General features: G+C 41.4%; 18 protein-coding genes. 9 read left to right on the forward strand and 9 right to left on the reverse strand.

Annotated features, from left to right (window positions below; translation table 11 throughout):
* A partial coding sequence (locus HWQ41_RS31325) for a CAAD domain-containing protein (protein WP_292771697.1) occupies positions 1–575 on the forward strand: 575 nt, incomplete at its 5' end.
* Between the two features lie 124 nt (positions 576–699).
* Here the strand turns inward: HWQ41_RS31325 and HWQ41_RS31330 are convergent.
* Together HWQ41_RS31330 and HWQ41_RS31335 are read right to left on the reverse strand one after the other, a co-directional pair.
* Positions 700–2538 carry a bifunctional serine/threonine-protein kinase/formylglycine-generating enzyme family protein gene (locus HWQ41_RS31330; RefSeq protein WP_292771698.1) on the reverse strand — a complete coding sequence of 613 codons (1839 nt, stop codon included), beginning with the start codon at positions 2536–2538 and terminating at the stop codon, positions 700–702.
* A gap of 292 nt (positions 2539–2830) precedes the next feature.
* Positions 2831–3640: an ABC transporter permease gene (locus tag HWQ41_RS31335; RefSeq protein ID WP_292771699.1), complete on the reverse strand. Its 810-nt coding sequence runs from the start codon at positions 3638–3640 to the stop codon at positions 2831–2833.
* Between the two features lie 77 nt (positions 3641–3717).
* On the opposite strand from HWQ41_RS31335, the gene HWQ41_RS31340 reads away from it, so the two are divergent.
* From HWQ41_RS31340 to HWQ41_RS31350, 3 genes are all read left to right on the forward strand, one after another.
* Positions 3718–3870 carry a hypothetical protein gene (locus tag HWQ41_RS31340; protein WP_292771700.1) on the forward strand — a complete coding sequence of 51 codons (153 nt, stop codon included), beginning with the start codon at positions 3718–3720 and terminating at the stop codon, positions 3868–3870.
* The gene (locus HWQ41_RS34425; protein ID WP_366931732.1) at positions 3871–4374 is read left to right on the forward strand and encodes a hypothetical protein; all 504 of its coding nucleotides are present in this window, start codon (positions 3871–3873) and stop codon (positions 4372–4374) included.
* Positions 4375–4932: 558 nt separating this feature from the next.
* Positions 4933–6018, forward strand: a complete 1086-nt coding sequence (locus tag HWQ41_RS31350; RefSeq protein WP_292771701.1) for a glycosyltransferase family 4 protein — start codon at positions 4933–4935, stop codon at positions 6016–6018.
* Positions 6019–6096: 78 nt separating this feature from the next.
* On the opposite strand, the gene HWQ41_RS31355 is transcribed toward HWQ41_RS31350, so the two are convergent.
* The gene (locus HWQ41_RS31355) at positions 6097–7728 is read right to left on the reverse strand and encodes a DUF655 domain-containing protein (RefSeq protein ID WP_292771702.1); all 1632 of its coding nucleotides are present in this window, start codon (positions 7726–7728) and stop codon (positions 6097–6099) included.
* Between the two features lie 367 nt (positions 7729–8095).
* Here HWQ41_RS31355 and HWQ41_RS31360 point away from each other — a divergent pair, with 367 nt between their 5' ends.
* Together HWQ41_RS31360 and HWQ41_RS31365 are read left to right on the forward strand one after the other, a co-directional pair.
* Entirely contained in the window at positions 8096–9286 is a 1191-nt protein-coding gene (locus tag HWQ41_RS31360; RefSeq protein WP_292771713.1) for a cysteine desulfurase family protein, read from the forward strand.
* Between the two features lie 46 nt (positions 9287–9332).
* Positions 9333–9488, forward strand: coding sequence for a hypothetical protein (locus HWQ41_RS31365; protein ID WP_292771703.1), 156 nt, complete (start codon positions 9333–9335; stop codon positions 9486–9488).
* Here HWQ41_RS31365 and HWQ41_RS31370 read toward each other — a convergent pair.
* The 3 genes from HWQ41_RS31370 to HWQ41_RS31380 form a co-directional block, all read right to left on the reverse strand.
* Positions 9462–10727 (reverse strand): hypothetical protein, encoded by a 1266-nt coding sequence (locus tag HWQ41_RS31370; protein ID WP_292771704.1) that lies wholly within the window; start codon positions 10725–10727, stop codon positions 9462–9464. The genes HWQ41_RS31365 and HWQ41_RS31370 overlap by 27 nt on opposite strands.
* Before the next feature lie 130 nt (positions 10728–10857).
* On the reverse strand, positions 10858–11007 hold the full coding sequence (locus HWQ41_RS31375) for a hypothetical protein (protein WP_292771705.1): 150 nt from the start codon (positions 11005–11007) through the stop codon (positions 10858–10860).
* A gap of 825 nt (positions 11008–11832) precedes the next feature.
* Positions 11833–12507 (reverse strand): cold shock and DUF1294 domain-containing protein, encoded by a 675-nt coding sequence (locus HWQ41_RS31380; protein ID WP_292771706.1) that lies wholly within the window; start codon positions 12505–12507, stop codon positions 11833–11835.
* A gap of 135 nt (positions 12508–12642) precedes the next feature.
* Between HWQ41_RS31380 and HWQ41_RS31385 the strand changes: the two genes are divergently transcribed.
* The gene (locus HWQ41_RS31385) at positions 12643–13377 is read left to right on the forward strand and encodes a DUF1995 family protein (RefSeq protein WP_292771707.1); all 735 of its coding nucleotides are present in this window, start codon (positions 12643–12645) and stop codon (positions 13375–13377) included.
* A gap of 167 nt (positions 13378–13544) precedes the next feature.
* On the opposite strand, the gene HWQ41_RS31390 is transcribed toward HWQ41_RS31385, so the two are convergent.
* Complete coding sequence (locus tag HWQ41_RS31390) at positions 13545–14246, reverse strand: hypothetical protein (RefSeq protein ID WP_292771708.1); 702 nt, start codon at positions 14244–14246, stop codon at positions 13545–13547.
* A gap of 488 nt (positions 14247–14734) precedes the next feature.
* A complete protein-coding gene (locus HWQ41_RS31395; protein WP_292771709.1) occupies positions 14735–17773 on the reverse strand; it encodes a zinc-dependent metalloprotease in 3039 nt (1012 codons plus the stop codon).
* Between the two features lie 531 nt (positions 17774–18304).
* Between HWQ41_RS31395 and HWQ41_RS31400 the strand changes: the two genes are divergently transcribed.
* Positions 18305–20074, forward strand: coding sequence for a pentapeptide repeat-containing protein (locus tag HWQ41_RS31400; protein ID WP_292771710.1), 1770 nt, complete (start codon positions 18305–18307; stop codon positions 20072–20074).
* A 324-nt stretch (positions 20075–20398) separates the two neighbouring features.
* Here HWQ41_RS31400 and HWQ41_RS31405 read toward each other — a convergent pair whose 3' ends face one another.
* Entirely contained in the window at positions 20399–21070 is a 672-nt protein-coding gene (locus tag HWQ41_RS31405; RefSeq protein ID WP_292771711.1) for a hypothetical protein, read from the reverse strand.
* 596 nt (positions 21071–21666) lie between these two features.
* On the opposite strand from HWQ41_RS31405, the gene HWQ41_RS31410 reads away from it, so the two are divergent.
* The gene (locus tag HWQ41_RS31410) at positions 21667–22737 is read left to right on the forward strand and encodes an LOG family protein (RefSeq protein ID WP_292771712.1); all 1071 of its coding nucleotides are present in this window, start codon (positions 21667–21669) and stop codon (positions 22735–22737) included.
* The last annotated feature ends 319 nt before the right edge of the window (positions 22738–23056 follow it).

The following is a 23056-nucleotide window of genomic DNA, read 5'->3' on the forward strand; positions in this document are numbered from 1 at the left end:
GCTTTGAAGGTGCGGTGAATATGGCACGCGATATGTACAATGCCATTTACTCGCCCTTGATGAAACTCGCTAAAGATGACATCCGTGGTGAGCAAATAAAAACTGTTATCCCTGAAGAAAATAGGAAACTTAGGGAGGGCGAAGTACAACAATCGAAATCTTTTGAGATTACATCAACTGAACCTATCGCAATACTTGAAAGTTCAAAGTTTGATACTCAACCATTGCTACTACCTGCTAATCAACTATTGCCTCAATGGCAGCAAATTGGCGGTAAAATTTCTGCCTTTTTTGAGCAATTGCCTAAATACTTAGGTAGATTTTCCACTGAATACCAACTACCAATTATTTGTTTTGCCACAATTATTGCAGCGACTGTGGCAGTTAAGCTAATTCTAGCTGTATTAGGTGTAATAAATGAAATTCCGCAGTTAACTCTAGTTTTTGAGTTGACTGGAATTGGTTACGTAACTTGGTTTATTTTCCGATATCTACTCAAAGCTTCTACTCGGCAAGAATTAGCTGCACAAATTAGTTTTATCCAAAAAGAAATTATCGAGGGACAAGATTTATAAGCTGTTATGCCTCCACATTTGCTTTCTTTCATAGTGAAAGAAGGCACAGGGCAAACGCATTCATAACTATGTCACCTTTCTCAATTCTGTCGTTCATAATTTATACAGCCTTGGAATTAAATTACTAAATAATTTCCTCTATGGAAAATACTACTCTAAAGCCACAAATCCTCAGTCCACCGTCTGACTCATTCCAGCTACGACTGGCGCTGCGACAAAGTTCTGCACTGAAACTCCAAGAACCACCGCGTAGCACTCGGCGATGTATATCACCGCCAACTTCCCAAGCTGTTCCATCTAAGGGTGCGTTGTTGTAATTGTTGTGCCACGAATCAGCACACCATTCCCAAACTAGCCCGTGCATATCGTACAATCCAAAGGCATTGGCGACTTCAAAACTACCGACGTTTGTTGTTTCTTTACGGAATTTGCTTTTTGGTTCGATAGTGCAACTGACTAACTCAGAGGTAATTGTTTCGCCAAAGTGGAAGGATGTTGTAGTTCCAGCCCGACAAGCATATTCCCATTCAGCTTCACTCGGTAAACGATAGTCGCGTCCAGTTTTTTCTGATAGCCTGAGACAGAATTCTACAGCCTCATACCAAGATACATTTTCTACTGGTCTATCTAGACCTTTGAATTTCGATGGATGGGGATTTAAAGCTTGTTTGACTTTGGGTAAAGCTGCGACTACTCTCCACTGTGCTTGAGTTACGGGAAATTTACCCATAAAGAATGGTTCAACGGTAACTTGATGTCGAGGACGTTCGTCAGCATCCCCTTCAAACTCTGGTGAACCCATCATGTAAGTACCACCAGGAATCGATACCATTTCTAATGTGACAGACTTACCCAATTCTTCGGCAAAGAAGTTGGCATTGCAGCTGATGCGGTTTACTTCTCTACCACCTGTGTCTACTGTCACTACGTCAAATTCAAAGGTTTCTAAGGGGGGTAATGGTACTATTACTTTTTGTGGTAGCGGCGGTAATATGGGTTGGGACATTGAAACAATTTTTAGGGCAACAGGTTCAATGTTCGATGTTGCAAACTTTAAATCGTTGATAACTTCTACTGCTGTTTGATACCTTTCACTCGGTAGATGTTTGAGTAATTTATCTAAAATTTTCCCTAAATCGTCGCTGATAGTAATACCTTTTTCCTGTAACCGTTCGCGCCACAACCATTTAGCATTCATGGCATCATAAATAGGGTCATTAATCTGTCCAGAAGCATCCTGCAAAGGCAAACATTGAGTTAAAAGACGCACGCAAGTTACACCCAAAGCATACAAATCACTGCCGTGACATGCAAATCCAGCCATTTGTTCTGTTGGGGCATAACCAAGGGTATAAATTACTGTAGCTTGTCTTCCTAAACTGGTTTGTGTTACCTGTTTAGCACCGCCAAAATCAATTAATACGGGTTTTTCATCACTTGCACGGCGGATAATATTTTCTGGTTTGATATCCCGATGAATGACATTATGAGTATGAATGAATTCCAGAACTGGCAATAAATCGGCTAAAAGTTCCCAAATTTGTGCTTCACCATAGATTTGTTGCTGAACTTCTTGTAAGAGAGTTTTTCCTTGAATAAATTCTTGTACGAGATACAAGCTAGAACCTTGTTCAAAATAAGCTAGTAATCTGGGAATTTGCGTATGATTTTCTCCCAGTTCATACAACCGAAAAGCCTCTTCTTTGAAAAATTCTGCTGCTTTAGTGCGTTGTCCTGTTCCCTGAAATTGTGGGAAAAATTGTTTGATGACGCAAGGGGCATTTAGTCTGTCTACATCTTCTGTAGCATAGGTTCTGCTAAACCCACCTTCACCTAAGAGTCTCAATACGCGGTAACGGTTTCTGAGAAGTTTGCCAAAGTTGCTTTGTCCGCAACTCACGCAAAATCTATTGCTATCAGAGTTGAATGGATTTGAGCAATTGGGATTTTGGCAGATTTGCATAATGAGGGGGAAATAGCATCTTCTCCAAAGTTAGCCCCAATATTAGCTAATTGAAAACAGTTATGTAGAGAAGCGAACACGGAAGTTTATTTATGTGCTTAAAAATTATAAAAATATGTTAGGAGTTAGGAGTAATAATTCGGTTGGGTAACATGGTGCGTTAGGATAACGGCATAACGCACCCTACTTATGAATTATGAATTATGACTTATTCAAGATAGCTGTTGTTACTCAGCGAAAAAAGTTCACGAAGAACCAAATCACTCATAATTTTTATTGCCAATTGCGACTCTTATTTGAAAGTTTTATTTTCTCCAGAAGCACGAATTAATTCAGCTACAAGAGCAACGATCGCAGATACTGAAATCAACATCACACTCAAAGCGTTAATATCAGGTTTAACTCCTGTTCTAATCCGGCTAAAAATTTCCATTGGCAGGGTGTTGGAACCGCTACCAGCAGTAAAACTGGCAATAAGAAAGTCATCTAAGCTAAGAACAAAAGCCAAGAGACAACCAGCGACAATCCCAGGCATTAATTGAGGTAGCAATACTTTGATGAATGCTTGTGTTGGTGTAGCGCCTAAATCTAGTGCTGCTTCTTCTAAGTGAGGATCTAAATTAGTCAGTCGTGAAGCAACCACAAGTCCAACATAGGCGAGACAAAACACCACATGGGCTGCAACTATCGTCCACAAACTCAAAGGAATTGCAAATGCGGCTAGACATACTAGGGTAGCTACTGCGATCGCAATATCGGGAATAATCAATGGTAGGTAAGCAATACCGCGATACAATTTCTTACCGGGAAATTCGTAACGCGCCAACCCAACCGCCATCAAGGTTCCCAGCACTGCTGAAATTGCCACTGCAAAACCAGCAACGATCATACTGTTTTGGAAAGCTGATAAGATGCGATCGTCACTAAACAACTTGCCATACCAATCGAGAGTGAATCCTTGCCAAGTTGCACTGTAGGGCGACTGATTGAAGCTATAAAAGCCAAGTACCAGTATGGGCAGGTACATGAACACAAATATCAGCAGTGAGAAAACCGCCTGCCATGAGACACGCGGTTTTTGGACAGATGGAGAGATATTCACGTTTATTTTATTATTTTGGATGTGATTTTTATTGATAGCAATACAAAATATCATAGTTTATGTAATAAGTCAACATTTTGATTGATAAAAAATCTATTATTGTGCGCCGCAGCTACGCCCGTCGTAGATATCTCTTGATTTTGTTCGCAATGACAAATAATCTAACTAAGACAAGCGATCGCTTCTGGCGACTCCCCAAAGCCTTGCATTCTCATGAGAGCTTGCCCTAGTTGCGTCTCTTAGCAAAAGGTGATGATTGGCAAACTTTAGTTTACCCAGAAATTACACCAACTATCCAAGGAGTGGTACAGCAAATCATTAATTGTCCTTACCACGGTGTAACCAAGCGGATGTATTTGCAAGCTAAAGTTTTGGAATTGATGACATTGCAACTAACCCCGATTTTGGCATATCAGGAGGGATTGCAACCATCACCGAGATTAAAGTCACAAACCATTGCCAGAATCCAAAATGGCGATTTCAAGGGTTTGGGATTTGGTCTGGGGCTGTTTTATGTGGGTACGCGGGCGGGAGATTTAGATAACTCGTTTAAACTACCCGATTACTTACGTACAGATGCGGCGATTTACTACCGTAGAGATGCTTTAAAAGCTGCTATCAATATTCGTAATCTATTTGATACGGAATATTACAGTTCCAGTGGTGGATTAAGAACATTTGTGAGAACAGGTGCGCCCTTTACAATCATCGGTTCCATCAGTTGGGAGTTTTAACTAGCTCTCCTGTGGGCAATCGGCTGAATAACTTACTTCCGCGCTCGTTAAAAACTTGGATAGAATTCCTAATAAAACTTTGCCACTTCTGATTTTAAACTACCCTATCTTACGAAAATCTACCCTTTCGGCGGCTATAGGTTATCCTTTAAGTACGGAAAGCCGCCCAAAGAGTGTCTACGCACTTTATTCTTTAATTAACATTTTAAAATCAGATGATTGACAGGCATTAATAGAGCTTTTTTGCTCATTATCGCCATTTAACGGTAGTTTTTGGCGATTTTATAAAGTTATTATTTGTGAAAAAATCTATATTTAGAATTGCACAAAATCACACAAAAATTAATAAAATAGAATGCATTTACCTCTTTAGGAGTGGGTAATTTCCGTACTAGGATAGACATAAAATATAGAAGTAACAGCATAAGATTTAAAGGAAATTGTTAATAAGTTTAGTATCTGAAGTTACTTTCTGATGCAAAGTGAATAAATTACAAGCACTGAAACAACAGAAATAAAAAACTTCTAATTCAAGTTTTATTTTTTAGGAGGTTTGTGATGAGAATTGCTCAAATAGCTCCACTGTGGGAGAGAGTTCCACCTCCAGCTTATGGTGGTATAGAGTTAGTAGTTGGGTTACTGACCGATGAATTAGTCCGACGCGGACATGAAGTAACTTTATTTGCATCGGGAGATTCTATTAGTCTGGCAAAACTAACGTCAGTTCATCCCCGTGCCCTCAGACTCGATTCTACTATCAAAGATTTCGGCATTTACGAGATGCTAAATCTAGCTTCGGTGTATGAACGCGCAGAAGAGTTTGATATTATTCACTCCCATGTGGGGCATGGGGCACTGGCTTACGCGAATCTTGTCACAACCCCTACGGTTCACACGTTGCACGGTATTTTTACCCCTGACAACGAAAAGATGTTTAGTTTTGCTAAAAAACAGCCCTACGTCAATATTTCCAATTCACAACGAGAACCACGGTTAGGGTTGAACTGTATAGCGACGGTCTACAACGGGATTGATGTCAGCAGTTATAATTTTCACTCCCAACCAGAAGAACCTCCTTACTTAGCTTTTTTAGGTCGGATGTCTCCAGAGAAGGGAGCGCACTTAGCCATAGAAATTGCCAAAAAAGCTGGTTGGCATTTGAAAATGGCAGGTAAGATAGATGTCGTTGATGTGGAATACTTTGAGAAGGAAATTAAACCGCACATTGATGGGAAGCAAATTGAGTATTTGGGTGAAGCCAACCATGCTCAAAAAAATGCTCTGATGGGAGGTGCAGTAGCAACTCTGTTCCCGATAACTTGGCGAGAACCCTTTGGATTGGTGATGATTGAGTCGATGGCTTCGGGTACGCCGGTGATTGCGATGAAATTGGGGTCTACTGAGGAGGTAATTGCCCACGGCAAGACGGGTTTCCTCTGCAATAATATTCAAGAGTGCATTAGTGGGATTGATCGGGTAATAGAGTTAGACCGCTATGCCTGTCGTCAGTATGTTGAGAACCTTTTCAGCGTTGAGCACATGACTGATGGCTATGAGGCGGTTTATCAAAAAATAATCGCAGAACGATTTTCTCAGAATGGGCATTTCCACAGTTTGCTTGATTTAGCTAGCGATCGCGTTTAAATATCGCATTTGTCTAATCTTACATGTTTTTAACTAAGTAGAATACAAACCATCGTAGGGTAGCACATCTGTGCTACCCTACCAAGTTACGCGATCGCTCCATTTTTCTAGCGTCTTGGCACTAACGCCTGAAACTCGTTCCAAGTCTTGTAAGGATGTAAACTTTTGCTGTTGACGGCTAATAATTATCCTCTGTGCTAACTTCTTACCTACACCAGGGAGAGTTGCTAATTCTTCTAGACTTGCGGTGTTGATATTTACTTTTTTAATTGCTTGTACCTCAGTTGATGAAGAAGTTTTTATCTGGGGACATCGTGTTTGTTCTAATTTGATTTTTTCTTGAATTCCTGGTGGTAAGCCGGGTTTAACTTTGGTATAAAGACGAGCAAATTCTCGCACATAATGGGCAGCAACTATCGGATTTTCAATCACTACAAGCGTCTCATCGTTACCACTATTAGCAGCATTTGACCAATTATGAGAACCTGTAATTACTGTTTGACTATCAATAACACCAAATTTGTGATGCAATAAATCGCCTTTGGGTAACACAGGTACACCTACAGTAGTAATTGGATTTGACCAAGGATGGTTATCAACTTCATATTTACATTTGTTACTGAGAGCAACCCCCATCATATCTAATGCTTCGCTATAAGGACGATAGGCAAATTGTGGTTCAATTAAAGCGCGAATTTGCACACTTTGTTCATGGCGTTTTTCTAAAATATTCGCAAGACGCTGTTCGGAAAAAACAAATAACGCCATATCAATAGATTTAGTTGCTGAATCTAAAGTCTTACCAATTAAACCATTACTACTGTTAATCCAAGGTTGAGTGGGAGAAGTAGGCGAAAATTGCACAGTAATTTGGGTGTTACCTAAAGTTATGTGTTTAGGTAAACGTATCGGCTTTTGCAAACCAAATCGACTATCTGGTTGACCTCTCGGCCCATCTCCCCACATAATATTAAACTCTTCTGTAAATAAAGATGCTAATTCTGGGCTGTCAATCTGCAATAAGTTATTTGCATTACCTAAACTGCTGGAATTTGTAAAATCACCAGAAGTATCACTTAATGTAAAATTGGCTGAAGTGATAATTAGAATGCGATCGTCCACAATCACAAATTTGTGATGCATCAAACTGCTACCCGCCGAACCATCTGCTTGATCATCCAGCCAGGGAATTTTGGCATTTTGCAAAATCATCAAAGCATCTCTTTGATTGATTTCTGCTGGACTGAGTTGATTATCTTGGTTAATATCGATAAATTGGCGAAATTCTTGATAGCGTTCCTGTTCCCTTTTATCTAACTTACCTACTTCAGCAGATGTAAAGCTACTCCAAGGTCGGCTATAGGTATTTTCTAAAATTATCCTGACTTTTACCCCAGCTTTTTGTCTATCAACCAATGCTTGGGCAACTTTGGGTAAACGTAATTCTTGTACCGCCACATCTACTGTAGATTTAGCGTGCGAAATAGCATCGACAATCTGTTTTTCTAAATCATCCCCCAGGCGAGTTTGCTGACGGTAAGCTTCTTTGTATTCTGAAGACTCAGAATGGTTAAAGTAAACTTGAACTAACGGATCTTGTGGTAAGGGTGCTGGACGCTGATTGTAGGACTGGACTCGTTGACAACCAGCGAGGGGAAAGATCAGTAAAAAGATATATAAAAAATATCTTTGTCTAGAGATAAATTGCACTGTAATCTGTTAAAAGTGGATTGGGAGTGGATATAAGGCGTTTTCACTTAAGTTAAATATAAAACCTAACCCCCAACCCCTTCCCTACTAGGGTTGGGGAGTAAGACTCAAAGCCTCTACCCTTCTAGGGGAAACGTTGAGAGAGAGGTTAAAACTCTACTGCACCCAATTGAGAACCGCTATATTTATCATTCCCAAAATTTTGTATTCTGAATGAAGTAGAGAAATAGCTTTCCAAGTAAAGGGAAAAATCCACTGTTAGACGCAGAATTATAGAGATTTTTTTCAGAATTTGTCCACTCAAACTGTATATGCTGACAAGATCAGCAGCCTACTACCAACTTGTGTTCTCACCATTATCGGTTATATGCAAATTTATCTAGATTACAGTGCCACTACTCCCACTCGAAAAGAAGCGATCGCAGTTATGCAAACAGTCCTCACTCAACAGTGGGGCAATCCTTCCAGCTTACATGAGTGGGGACAACGGGCTGCAACGGTTGTAGAACAAGCACGAGTCCAAGTTGCTGGTTTAATTAACGCCGCTACTCCTGAATCGATCATCTTTACATCTGGCGGTACTGAGGCAGATAATCTAGCAATTATGGGTGTGGCTCGGTTGTATGCTGTTCCTCAACATCTAATTATTTCCAGCGTTGAGCATTCCGCAATTTCTGAGACAGTACGATTGCTAGAGATGTGGGGTTGGGAAGTTACGCGCTTGTCTGTAGATGTTAAAGGTAGAGTCAACCCCCTAGATTTAAAGGCGGCGTTGCGACATAATACAGTCTTGGTTTCCGTGATTTATGGACAAAGTGAAGTTGGGACAGTGCAACCGATCGCAGAACTGGGTAAAATTGTGCGATGCCTGCGGCGGGCGGAGCCATCGCATGGGGCTTTGTTCCACACAGATGCGGTGCAAGCTGCGGGACGTTTACCCATAGATGTGCAACAACTGCCTGTAGATTTACTTAGCCTTTCTAGTCATAAAATATATGGGCCGCAAGGTGCTGGGGCGTTGTATGTGCGTCCTGGTGTGGAATTAATGCCCTTACTGGGTGGTGGTGGACAAGAAATGGGACTGCGTTCTGGGACACAAGCAGTACCGATAATTGCGGGATTTGGTGTAGCAGCAGAATTAGCAGCACAAGAATTAGCTACAGAAACACCACGGTTAATTGAGTTACGCGATCGCGCCTTTGCCCAATTAGCTGAGATTCCTGGTTTAATTTCTACAGGGGATAGCTGCGATCGTTTACCTCACCATATCAGTATGTGCTTAGAAAACGCCGACGGAGAAAAACTTAGCGGTAAAACCTTGGTACGACAGCTAAACCTTGCTGGCATCGGCATCAGTGCTGGTGCTGCCTGTCACAGTGGTAAACTTAGCCCTAGCCCGATATTATTAGCGATGGGTTATTCCGAAAAAGCTGCTTTGGGTGGAATTCGCATCACATTGGGGCGTGATACGACTGAAGCTGATATAGATTGGACGGTAATGGTGTTGAAGCAAGTTTTGCAAAGGCTAACACCGGATTTATCTTTAGTTAAGCGTTGATCGCTCATACTAAAATTTAGATACAGCATTTGTCAGAGTGTTTTCTATGTCCCTGCAAGAGCTTAAAGACCAAGCCCGTCAACTGCCAGTGAGCGTTGGCGTTGGCGAAGCCTCTCGTAGAGAAGCCTCTCCGAAGGAGACTCGCCTTGAACTTGTCCCTGCGATCGCCGAATCCTTACAAATGTTCCACTCCCCACTTTAGAAAGAAGGCAAAAAAGGGATCAGTAATATGAAGCTTTTGTTCCTCTTTATCCCAATCTAGTACTGGTGTTGAAGCTTCATCACTAGATGCAATTTCAGTCATTTTTTCGAGCACCCTTGTTACTTCATGACCTTGAGGTATGTTGTCTATTAAGACATCTTTTATAACTGCTCTCAACTGTTCATATTCAATGGTTTCAAGCCCAGGAGATAGTTGAGCTAGAGCTAACAATATTACTTTATAAATATCAGCAGTCTCACCACTTTTCAGCATTCTTGGGAGCCTATCAGTCCTTTGTCTAGGTCCCTTTGCTAACTTATCAAATACGATTTTTCCTGTTCCTTCTGCAACTTTAATAAATAGTTCATCAGATATGTTATCTATTTCTAACCTTTTTGATAAAGTTGTTTCAACTTTGTGAAAGCTTGTAAGTTCACGGCAGAATTCCTGCATGAGATGAGGACTACCATAGGCTTCCGATGCTAAACGCAAGCCAATGGATTTAGATAAATGTACATTCAGTAAAGGAAAACCTTCATTTGGAATCTCCAATAACTCTTCATCATTCCAGGTTGGAATGGGTATTGATTCAAGCCTTCCAGTAATTTCTCTTTCTACTTTTACCGCATCATATCTACGATGGGGTATGGCAATAAGAATAACTGGAAGACCCTCAAAAATTAAAGGTTTTAGAGCACGAATAATATTTCCCTGAAAGTCTCTATCAAGGTAGTGAAAATCATCAATAATTAAGGGGATATTTGCCTTACGAAGTTGGGTTATTGCGGCAGAGCGTGGGCTAAGAGAAATACTTTTAGTTTGTGCCATACCACGATTCTGGGAGTAATCTGACCCCAAATTCCCTTTCCCCTTTAAAAAAAGGGGTATGCTTGCTTCCGCTTCTATTTGACCTTTAATTGATGATGTAGTCTCCTGTGACTTTTCTAACTCTAAATCAGTGTAGCCTTGAATTTCTGTTAAAATATAATTCCAAAGATCATTCTCTTCTCCAATTGTTCCGCCATCTATCCAAATACCTTTCTCATTTCTGGGAAATACTTTATTAGTTAGAACGGTTTTACCCGATTTGGTCGCACCTGTTATAGTCACTAATTTGCACAAATTGTCGGTTGCTGAACGTAATTTATTTTCTAAATTCCTTTCTGAGCGAGCCACATAAGTATGCTGTGGCATTCCACCAGGTACAAAGATATGTGAGCTTTTATACTGCTTTAACATTGCTTTCCTTTAAGGCATTACATAAATGAATACAATTATAACTGTAGGATAAGAGTAGTAGATAGGTACTGGTAAATGGCTAGGGCACTGGTATTACAAGCTTGAGCTATCTTCAGTCCTACTGTAATTTTCAATCGCAGCGCTCTATGTGGCTGCTGCCAAAAATAAGAGTTAATACTGGAACAATGAGAGTAATGTTAAACCGACATAATAAACTATGAGTTAACTTCCCAATAGTCTTGAAAATGCGATCGCCTTTACCACATTGATTCTTTCCCATCGCCACATTCCTTGGCAGAAGTGGTAAGGCGATCGCAGCACTCTATCTCACACCAGTTTTTTACAAATAAGTAAAATTTTGAGCGTGTCTCCCATACGATCGCACTCTAGAATCAGTATGTGAATCACTTTTGTGTTTACTCCTATGAACTTTCCTCCCCAACTCCAACAGAAAATTGAAAAATGGGCAAGCAATCAGGGAATCTCGACTCAGCAGTTTATTTTGCAGGCGATCGCCTTTATCGTGCAAGTTCCTGAGTAAGTACGATGTCTACGACGGGCTGATCCCTATGTTACTGCTGCCGAAAGGGTTAAACAAGTCTTTTCCCAAAAGGTAATATTTTGAGTCATAAAGGAGTTCAAGCATGACTTATTTTCATTACTTTTAATTAAGGCTTTTCTTGAATGAGTAAAACCATCATTGGAATTGGGATGTTTGTTGGCTCTACGATTGGCAGCTACCTCCCTGCATTGTGGGGTGGAAGTTTGCTATCGTTTACCTCGATCTTCTTGGGCGTCATTGGTGGCCTTGTGGGGATTTGGCTTGGTTATCGCGTATCAAAATATCTAGGTTTTATCTGATTGGCGCTCTATGTCACTGGCGCTGAAAGCCTTAAACGAGTTTTTTATCAACAGGTAAAATTTTGAGTGTGTCTTTGATGCGATGGCTCCGCCCCCCGCAGGCATCGCACTTATAAAATTGGAATGTGAAGCACCTTTGCATTTACTCCTATAAACTTTCTTCCTCAACTTCCACAGCAGATCGAAAAATGGGCAAGCAGTCAGGGAATCTCGACTGAGCAGTTTGTTTTGCTTATTTTTTCTGCTACCCTCTAAAAACACTGCTGAAAAATAAACCCACCAGTCTTTTCCCAAAGAAAAGCCAATCCAACCAAAATATCAGATGAATAGCTACTATTACCCAAAATACAACTTGGTATGAAACCTTCCTATTTTTGTGACGTAATCTTCGTTGGGCGATGAATCCCCCTAACCATCCACCCATGAATTCACACAAATGTAATCTCTTTTCTGATACTCTCCAACGCCCCTGCTTTGCACGAGATTTATCATCCGCGTACAGTGCAAAGGTAACAAAACTCATTACAGGATAGAGAATCAAAGGAATAGGGTTGAAAGTCGTCAATGCAAAATGCATTGCTCCTAAACCTGGTAATAAAGATAAGAGCAAGACCTCGAACATTAAAGAATATTTAGCTTTAGGTTGGAATGTTTCTTTCTCGATTGCGAAAGATGACGCGATCGGCATAGGTTTGGATACAACTCCTTCAATGAAGGCGTTGCAAGCATGAATTCTGCCGTCTTTACCAACCGTTAGCTGATAGCAAATCACATCACCAACTTGTGGACGATGATTTGTTTCTTCGAGTGCAGTGATATGAAGAAAAACGTCTTGACTGCCATCACTGGAGCGGATGAAGCCAAAACCCTTGTCATCTTTCCATGTTGTTAATTTACCTTTATGCAAAACAGGTTTCATGAAAGACCTTGATATCAATACTTTATTTTTAAGGTTCCCATATCAAGAGCAAATGATTCATATTCAAATTTAGCGAGGCCAAAATTAGAGCTAATACTGAAACAATGGAAGTAATGCTAGAGTGACATATAAACCATGAGTGAACTTCCCAATAGTCTTGAAGATGCGATCGCCCAATCTCGTGTAGCCGTCCAAGCTGCCCTTGCAGATGGCTGTACTCGCCTACAAGTTGAGTTCCTGTTCCCAGAACTCAAGTTTATGCCGGTGGCGGAACAATTTCTGCCCGTGTTTACAGAATATGATTCCCGTTTGAAGATTTTCTTTGCTGACGCTGGGGCTGCGGCCTTAGCCCGCCGCAATTGGGCTGATTCACCATTTCAAATTTTGGATATCGGGACAGGTAGGGCTGCTTCCTTGCAAACAAAAATTCAGCCAGAGGATGAAATTTTCTTATTCATTGCCCCCACTTCCGTAGAAGTACCGCAGTTGGAAAAGCTGTGTGAAGTAATAGGCGATCGCCCTTTAGTCTTGTTAAATCCCCGCCTAGAAGATTCTGGAACTGTGGGCATTGGTTATACAGCTAGAAAAATCCGCGATCGTTTTATCAGTACCATTGAATCTGTCTATTACCTCCGCCCCATAGACGATCAAAGTGCCCTACGTCGCTGCTACCCAGGACAGTGGGAAGTTTGGCTGGAAACCGGCGGCGAATATCAAAGAATTGCCGAATTACCCACAAAACCATCGGGTGATGATTTGGATCTCATCCTTTTAAAAGGACAACCGCAAACAACAACAGATGCGGCACCCACAAGAAAGCCCAGTGTGTTTAAAAGTTTGCAACGCTTTTTAAAGGCGTTGAGTAGTTAGGATAATGCAGAGGTAGCAGAGGTAGATTTTATTATCTGCTGCCTCTTTTTATGCAAAAGCTACAAAATTATGGGGTATTTGTGCGAATTTATTCACTGGCTAATATCCTAATATAATTTTTGATATTTATATTAATCTAAACATTGACCATAATATAGTTTTTTATCCTAATTTTTTGAATGGTCTTCATATGTACGATGGTAACAAAACTGGTCATGAGCGCAGCCTTTTATTATAGCAGTTCCTTTTGTCCCTACTAGTTCTAGACTTATTATTGCCCAATCATCGCCATTTAAATCCATGCTCCACGAATTTTTTCCTTCAGCTAATGCAGTATTTTTAATTTTTCCAATCATATCTGTGATATCAGAACAAGATTTAATTTTTTCTATTGCCTCTTGATATTTATTAGGAAATTGTTGCATTCCCCAAAAGTTTCTTAATTGATTTGGAATAATTAACCCAGGGGAGGGATTGTAATCAGAAGTTTTAAATGTTATCAAAGAGATGAATATAATTATAAATATTGCGGGAGTAGCATAAAACAATCTTTTGATTCTACTAATTGGTTTGCAAAATTGTAACCTACAACCAATAAAAATAAATATAAGAGTATATGAATAAAAAGCCACAGTTCCACAAATTATGTTGATTGTGTTTGTTATACAAATAATTACTTCAGGACTAACTGCAATTCCAGAACGACTAGCAGCCAAGATAAATAAACCAGCAACTATGTAAAATAAACCAGCAAAAAATGATTCAATTTGTGTATTTACACCTAATTTGAATATACAGCCTATAAATAAAAATAAAGCTAAAATTATCGGACTGTAGTCTTTATTCTTATTTTTAAGTACCCAAAGCAAAATGGTACTGGAAACTAGTGAAAGAAATAAGGCTATGACATAACTAAAGGGATAATCATAAGGCGATAGTAACCAGAATCCGAAAAATTGATTGAGGTTTAGTAGAGTTAATAAAGCAAGAGCTAATAAAAAAGGTATACTCCAAATAAATATTTAGAAAGTCAGACAAATGGTATTCATAAAATAATTGTTTTTTCGGTTATATATTACTCTAATTATTCAATATATTAATGATAAATTTAATAGACAACCGTATGCTTTCAGAAAAACATAAAATTTTACATATATTGACTTTGATCTTAGCTCGACTTATCCAAATTCAAGAACGTAGCCACCTCAATTGTAAATTTAATAGGACTTAGGCAACAAGCCTTTAATCCACGGCATAATCTGTATACTGCCGTATAATATATTTTGCCAAAATCATAGGAGAAAAAGAGGAGTTAGGAATTTTACTATTAACTCCTCATTATTCACTCCTAACTTTTTTAATTCGCTTGCAACGGGGCGTTTAAGACTTTCTCAATGCGATCGCGTGTTTCTAGTAAATGCGCTTTGGTGTATTCATCCTCGGAATTAACTTGCTTGAGTTTCTCGTCAAGTTGTTTGAGTTTATACCAAGCCAGAGTGCGAGCATCTTCTGGGACAGATTCTTTTCGCAACACCATAGCCGTCAAAATGTTCAGATATTCCCGTTGCAAGCCTCGCCGCAAACTGGAAATTTTGATTGATTTACCTTTTGGTTTGATTACTTCTGTCCAGATATCTGACTGCAAAGTATCAAATAGTTCGGGCAGAGTCAGTGCTTTTCCCTCCTGAGTTTTGAGTTCGATATCCTTGAGACGGGAGAGGCGATCGCCTGAGAGTAAATCCCGCAACACAGAACCCTGCATGAGTAGCACCAAATCATGAATTGGATAATCCAAACGGCCAACTTGCGGAGAACTACCCCAATGTCGCCAACGGGAAGGTGCTAATTTATTCAGCAGTTCTGGGGAAAAACTCAGGGCATCTTCTGCAAACACATACTTTTGCAGCGTCTGTAAAGCTTGGCGTTGTTGTTCAACTGGTACTGGTTCAAATGGTAATCGGTGTTGGCGGACTCCAGAGACTTTCTCGGAGGGTATCTCACTAGGGTGAATGCGATAGAAAGACTGTCCCCCGATGTATTTTGTGGTGTAATATATTTGCTGGAAATAGTTACCCAATACTGTGCTAAAACGTTCGCTCACATCGGTGTAACTATCACCAGCCATTGGGTAACGCTGATCGAGACGTTCCCACATCACCCGCGAATTATTCAACTGCCACTGAGAATAAAGCAGCACATTGCTGCTGTTATCCCAAGCATTAGCTGTGGGGTCAAGGTCATACACATCTTCATCTGTGGAATAACTCAACTCTGGCTTGTAGGATTGTGCAGCAATTTCCTCCAAAATTGGCTTTTCCGCTATGGGACTTGATGTCTGAATTGGCATGTAGCCGTATTTAATCGCCCATTCATCATAAGGCCCCACCATGCTGGGAAAATAATCTCCCTGCTTTGTACCTTGAGGAGCGATATTTGGGGGAATGTAGTCCATCACGGAAGTTGTCAGACCTTTAGTTTTAGTAATTTCCGTATTATTCATCTCCTCTGGTGGTAGCAGTGTACTACCACGGAAGTTATGGCGTAAACCAAGAGTATGTCCAACTTCGTGAGCGATGATTAAACGTAAATATTGATTGATATATTCTTTCACCTGGTCTGGAGTGGCCATGGTATCAGGCAGCAGTGACATTGCCAGTGAACCAAAGGCAAACTGGTTAGCAGCTTCCATCCCGTAGCATAAATCGTACTCGCCTGCCATTTTCGATAAACGACTCAACAACCCCTGTTGCTCTTGCATCTGCTGAGGGATACCATTGTTTTTGGCATCTAAACCATTGGCGCAAAGTAGACGATTTTGCATCAGAGCTGATAAAGTAGTTGTATTTTGTGTTTGGCTGGGTTGGATGATTTTGCGATAATCATTCTTGAGTGCCCGCACAAAGCTGGCATCTACGAGAATGTGTGCATCCAAAATTTCCCCAGTCAATGGGTTAACGCGGGATGGCCCCATTGCAAAATAACCATCGACTGTGTTAATCCAGCGAATCGTGTTGTAACGAATATCTGCTGGGTCCCATGTGGCGTCATCTGGCATTTGGCGCACTTCAATTGCATCTTTGAATCCCGCTTTCAAAAAGGCTTTGTTCCACATTAGGACGCCTTCTTTCATTGCATCGCGGTACTCTAAAGGCACAGCGTTATCAATCCAGAAGACAATCGGTTTTTTGGGACGAGAAATTACTGCTTTCGGGTCTTGTTTTTCCAAATGCCAGCGATTGATGTAGCGGACAAAAGAATCGCCGCGATCGTCGTCTTTGGATAAATCTTGGTAGGCGGTGATGAAATAGCCAACGCGATCGTCAGCAAGGCGCGGGTGATAATCTTGATCGGGTAGTTGGGAGAGACTGTAGTGGACGCGCAGGGTAAAACCACGGTTGTCAGCTAGCGACGCAAAGTTTGGTATTTGACTCTCGTGGCCAGCGCCACCAGAGAAATTCAAAACTGACTCAACTTCTAAGTTTTGGGGAAAAGCTTTCGCAGTACCAAAATAGGACTGGTCAGTGGTTCCTGGGACTCCTAAACTTACAGATAATCCAGCTAAGTCTGTCAGTAACAAATCGCCCAAGTCGATGAGAAGAGTTTTGCGTTGTGGATGAATGCTTTTAATGGAAATGGTGTAGAGAACAGAGTCACTAAACGATCGCACCAGCGATCGCACTTGAGGATCTCCCTCACGAGTGCGAAAATTGACATTGCGAATCACAAAGTTTAATTTATCATCCACCCGCTGGAAATAAAACAAAAAATCTTGCACAGGCATACCGCTGTAAATACCCCGTTCGCCGATGCCCGATTCCAGGGTTGCCGTGGCTAGGTAATTTTTATTAAGTTGCTCTGGCTTAATTTCTAGATAAATTTTATTCTTTTCTTTATTGCGATAAAGGGTGAACAGTCCCCTTGACTTTTGGGTATCTTTGATTACTTCGTCAAACGGCTGTAAATCTTCTTTTGCTGCTGGTTTAGCACTAGAATTAGGCTTTGAATTCGGTTTGTCTGGGGGTTTTGCAACTTGCAAAAATGGTTGCTGTCCTGCTTTTTTAAGGTCTTTTACTACCCAAATAAACGGTTGAGACTGTGCGTGTTTATTTTGATTAACTACCCAAACTTGCCCTGATGGTAGCCTCTGTTTCTGGGGAATATCGATATCCTTTGGCGATAATGCTGAGATTTTAGTTGAAGAAGTTTCTGTCGTTAACTGACTATTGGATTTCTCTTCACTTCTGGCTGTAAGCACGGCTTCTACAACCCGCATAGCTTTCTGGTTGGCTGACAAGTCTGTATCAACGTTAACAGACGGTGACTTGGCGCTAGCTGTTGCTATTCCTAAAAACAAACTATGTAACAAAATCATATAAAAGGTTAATCTGTTCTTCATCCCATGTATCCCTGATAACTATCCCGTAGTTAATTTTTAACTTTTGCAAAGCTATGTAGCCCGCTTTTTGCCGATTCTCTCAACTGCTTTATTTCAAGCAGCAAACTTTAGACTTTAATTTTAGTTGCCATTTTTCAGCTTGGTTACGCTGTTGTACTGGAGGATTTTTTTTAACAATTGTGTCTCCAACAAAGAGTAAGTATTATTCTTACATCAGACTAGTAAATATCTTGGCAAGAAAGTATCACAAATTAGCCAAAGTCAGAAAATTCCTTGATTTTTGAAAGAATTTTTCCGATGACACTTTATTTGCATCAGGAGAAGAAGCTTGAGGTGACTACGGCGTTCTTGAAGCCGCCCTTAAGGAACGCCGTCGGTGTAGCCCATCGTAGACATCGACAACGGATGATATTTTTCGTGTAGTATTTATTGATACTATTAATTTTTAGGAATGAGAAGCAAACTAGCACAGAAAAATTTTTAGTTCAGGATTATCAAAACAGTAATTTAAATGTAACAACGGACACAGAAATGTCAACATATTTATCTCAAGTCTGGCAGCTGCTGAGAAATTATGTGAGGGATATAAGGTTGCAAGAGATGCCAAAGACTACATCTGTAGAAACCGAAGCAGTTTTGCCTCTAGGAAAAAGTATTAAAGAACCAGACAAAAGCGTTAAATTTGCTCAAGATAATTTGCAGTCAGATTTATGGTCTCAAAGACTGCAAGAAAGCCTAGAAAAATGGACAATATCAAAGAGCGGTTTGACTTCTAAGATAGACGATCGCACATTGGACACTCTACCCTCTGGGTTTTGTTTTAGAGTGTGCGATCGCCAGATGCATGAAGAGATTTATGATTTACTGGGCAATGGTGCCCTGAAACCAGAAATAGTCAACCAAGTAATGAAATTGGTTGTAATGAGTAAAAAAATTCACCCAGAACTGGTTTTCTGGCGGCTAGAAGATTTTTATCGTCGCTGGTGTCAGGGAGAATTTATCGATGGGACACCAGATGAGAACTTACCTCAGAAAAAAAGGTTAAAGCTAGCGACACAAAATATTGCGATCGGGTTGAGACAGGTAGACATATATACAGGGCTGAACGTACTGATTTTACTCTTAGAGTTACACCGCTACGCCCAAGAGCGAGATGAACTCAAACAAAAAATCACCTTCTATCCATCTTCTCAACCGGACACAGATAATTTTTTCACATCCCAACTGTTGCGGATCATCAACTATAGCGATGCCCTGCAAATTGGCAACTTTAGCAGTATAGTTGGGCAATTCCTCAAAGGCGGCAACTTTCGGGGTGCTTACCTGGGCGATGCCAACCTCACTGGGGCAGACTTTAGCGGTGCAGACCTCAGCCGTGCTTACCTGGGCGATGCCAACTTAACTGGCGTAAACTTTAGCGGTGCCAACCTTAGCGGTGCCAACCTCGGCGATGCCAACCTCAGCGGTGTCAACCTCAGCGGTGCCAACCTCAGTGGTGCCGACCTCAGCAGCACCAACCTCATCGGTGCTAACCTTAGCTGTGCCAACCTTAGCCGCGCCGACCTCAACCGCGCCGACCTTAGCAGTGCCAACCTCAGCCGCGCCGACCTCAGCCGTGCCGACCTCAGCCGTACCGACCTCAGCAACACCAACCTTAGCCATGCTGACCTAACTAACGCCATCCTTTTCGGTGCAAATCTAAGTGAAGCCAACCTCCGCAGCGTCAGCCTTAGCCATGCCGACCTCTGCCGCGCCGACCTCAGTGGTGCTGATTTGAGTCACGCCATCCTCAACGGTACTAATCTCAGTGACACAATTCTTTTCAGTACCAACCTTAGCGATGCCATCCTGATCGCCGCAGACCTCAGCTACGCCAAACTTAACGGTGCCAAACTAAACAATGCCAGACTTAACGGTGCAATGTTCTTAGGTGCCGACCTCAGCGGCGTAGACCTGAGTCGGGTGATTCTCAACGAAGCCGACCTCAGCGGCGTGATTCTCAGCGACGCCGACCTCAGTGGTGCCGACCTCACCGACGCTATCCTGTTTGGTACAGACCTCAGTTATGCCAACCTTAACAGTGCTAACCTCAGTGGCAGTAACCTCAGTGGTGCTATCCTTAATGGCGCGGATCTCAGCCATAGCAATCTCAGCTATGCCATTCTGGGTGGTGCTGACCTCAGCGACGCGAATATGGAAAAAATGACCTGGGGTCAAAAGCAGCAGTGGGAAGATGTGCGGGGATTAGAGACAGCAGTTAATGTGCCGCAGGCGTTGAAACAAGAACTGGGACTGAATTGAGATCAGGGGAAGGGAAAAAGCCAAGTTCAGAACACCATCTTCGGAGTTTTAATCTTAAAAGATGAGTGTATTAACTTGAATGATCAACTCAGAAACAGCAAATGTCTAATTATTAGCACGATGCGATCGCCTTTTCTCTTCCTCCGTGTCCTCTGCGCCTTGGCGGTTCGTTATTCTTAATACATCCCATCAACCCCAAATTTTACACTAGACTCTAAATAACCAGTAATTACAAGAGTCCCAGCGAATGAACAAGCGTTGATCGCAAACCTGGCAGAAGTTTCGGCAATCCTTCTCAGTAGGAGAGAGTCTGAACGTTTCCAGTTAAATGCTATGCGCCTTTTGGCGGTTGCGTAAGAATCGCAAACCAATGCTGTAAACACCGAATACTAATGAACCCAACGTGAAAGCGGGTTCAGGAACGGTGACGGGGGTAACAGAACTGATACTTACAGCAAAGTCTCGATTCGAGTCTACATTATCAGCAAATTGGCTGTCGGCAGCGCCAATAAATAGATATTGTGCGTCGGTTGGAACTTGTACAACGGCAGTACTAAAACTTCTTTCGCCGCGTGAAATATAAAAAATACTGTTATCTAAACATTGAGCTGGTAGGCAGCCATTTAGAAGAGTAGCATTAATAGCACCCGGAACTCTCTCAGTTGTAGCGCCATTATACTCACCACTACTAGGTAGCAGGTTATTGTTAGTACTGAAAACAGCCCACATTGAACTATAGTATTCATTGGTGGGATCACCAAATGGTGAAAAACTTCCAAACTGATCCAGTTTTATTGTGTCACCTGGATTAATTCCCAAATCTTTTAAAGAAAAGGGTACGCTATCAGGGCTGGATGTATATGAAGAAATAAAACTTGCAGTTGGGTCAATGTTGAATCTAAATGTGAAAGCTTGTGCAGGGTCAGCTTTTATTACAGCTAAGGTGAAAGTGAGACTAGCGGTTGCAACTGATAATTTAGTGAATAAATTGGTCATTTTTTTGTCATTAAAAAAGTTTGGCATAGTGAATCGTGATAAATCATCAATTAATGAACCTAGATGCAGAGTTAGTTGTCAGTTGATGAACCTATCCCACTATTCTAAAAATCCCTACTTCTTTTCGTAAAATGTGCTTGAAAACCTTGATTTTTCGTTTTCAGTTCTCAATAAGCTTAAGCTTTGTAGCACAAATATTATTAGTGGGATAGGTTCATGAGTTGGCTATTTCACTCTATTTGCAGATATGTGCAATTACGCGCATTATTACGACTACTATAAAAAAATAGGTTTGTCAATCTACTGCTAGCTAGTTGACAAGTTTAACCGAAAGTCCTCTATGAAGCAATACGCTTGGGTTAAGCGCCCCTAAGAACTGTAATTTAGGGAATCTGTATTGGAACACCATCTTTCGAGTTCTGAACACGAAAGATGGTGTTCCCATCTCAAGAAATGCGGATCTCAGCTTGAGTAATGATCAATACTACCTCAAAACCAGTTCTGAGTATGCTAACTCTAGATCAGAGGGTTATATCCCGCTTGCTAGAGTGTGAGTCGTTCACGTAAAATATAGTGCCATTGTTGCAGCAGTTCTCATGACCTCATCTGCGTCGTTTGACACATTAGAGTCTTTACAGGCGGATATCCCTGAATTGATCGCTCGTTTACCGACATTAAAAAATCGGCAATTTATTCAGCAAGCACTTGCTACTATTGTTCGTCTCGCTGATACCGAAATTGAGCGTCTCGATTGGAAAATCTTGTCGGCTGCATTAGCAGATATGGAGCGCGGTTTCCAGCTTTTTTATAATTACCGACACGTTCGCAAAGTCACCATCTTCGGTTCTGCTCGTCTAGCTACAGATACACCAGAGTACCAAATGGCGCTTGAGTTTGCTCGCGCTGTTTCTGAATTAGGATTTATGGTGATGACCGGCGGTGGTGGTGGAATCATGCAGGCGGGTCACGAAGGTGCTGGGCGAGAAAATTCTTTTGGATTAAACATTCAGTTACCCTTTGAACAGCAAGCAAACCCCTTTATAGAGGGTGATCCCAAGCTAATTAACTTCAAATATTTCTTTACCCGCAAGCTGTTTCTCCTCAAAGAAAGTGATGCTGTAGCCTTGTTTCCGGGAGGTTTTGGCACTCAAGATGAAGCTTTTGAATGTATGACATTAACCCAAAATGGTAAATTTGGCCCAGTACCTCTAGTTTTAATCGATCGCCCTGGTGGTGATTACTGGCGGTCTTGGAGCGAATATATTGATAAGCAATTAGTGCAAAATGGTCTTGTCAGTCCTGAAGACCCCAGCCTTTACACGGTGACAGACAACTTGGATGTGGCTTGCGACGCTATCACCCGTTTTTACCAGGTTTATCATTCCTGTCGATATGTAGGCGATAAGTTAGTCATCCGCCTGAAGACAGATATATCAGACGCTCTGGTAGAGCAACTTAATGTTGATTTCAGCGGCATTATTATTCAAGGACGGATTGAAAAAAGTCAGGCATTACCTCAAGAAGCACAAGATGAAACTGTTGGACTACCGCGCCTCATTTTGTACTTCAATCAACGCGACTTGGGACGCTTGTATCAGATGATTGCCACAATTAACCAGATGGGTACTCCTTCACCAGAGGATGCAGCGCATCCAGAAAGAAAGTAACTATTAAAAAAGGGAAGGGAGAGAATTTTGAATCACAAGAAAATCGCCGAACGGCACGGAAGCCACTTGACAATAGATGTGTGGAGGAAGTGCCAACGGCGAATTTATTCGCCTTCAATATTTATCCGTGATACGGGTCTTCAATAGACCTCTTGCATAAATCAAAAATAAGAACCCCACCCCGCCAAAGCGTAGCTTTGTCTCCCCTCCCCGCTTGCGGCTACGGTGTACACACAAGTCGAATTACCCCCCTTAATCCCCCCGCTATATTGGAGGGAAACCGGAAATCTAGTTCCCTCCCCTTTATAAGGGGAGGGTT

Origin of the sequence: Nostoc sp. NOS(2021), from assembly GCF_017115025.1 — a bacterium.
Classification (GTDB): Bacteria; Cyanobacteriota; Cyanobacteriia; order Cyanobacteriales; family Nostocaceae; genus Nostoc.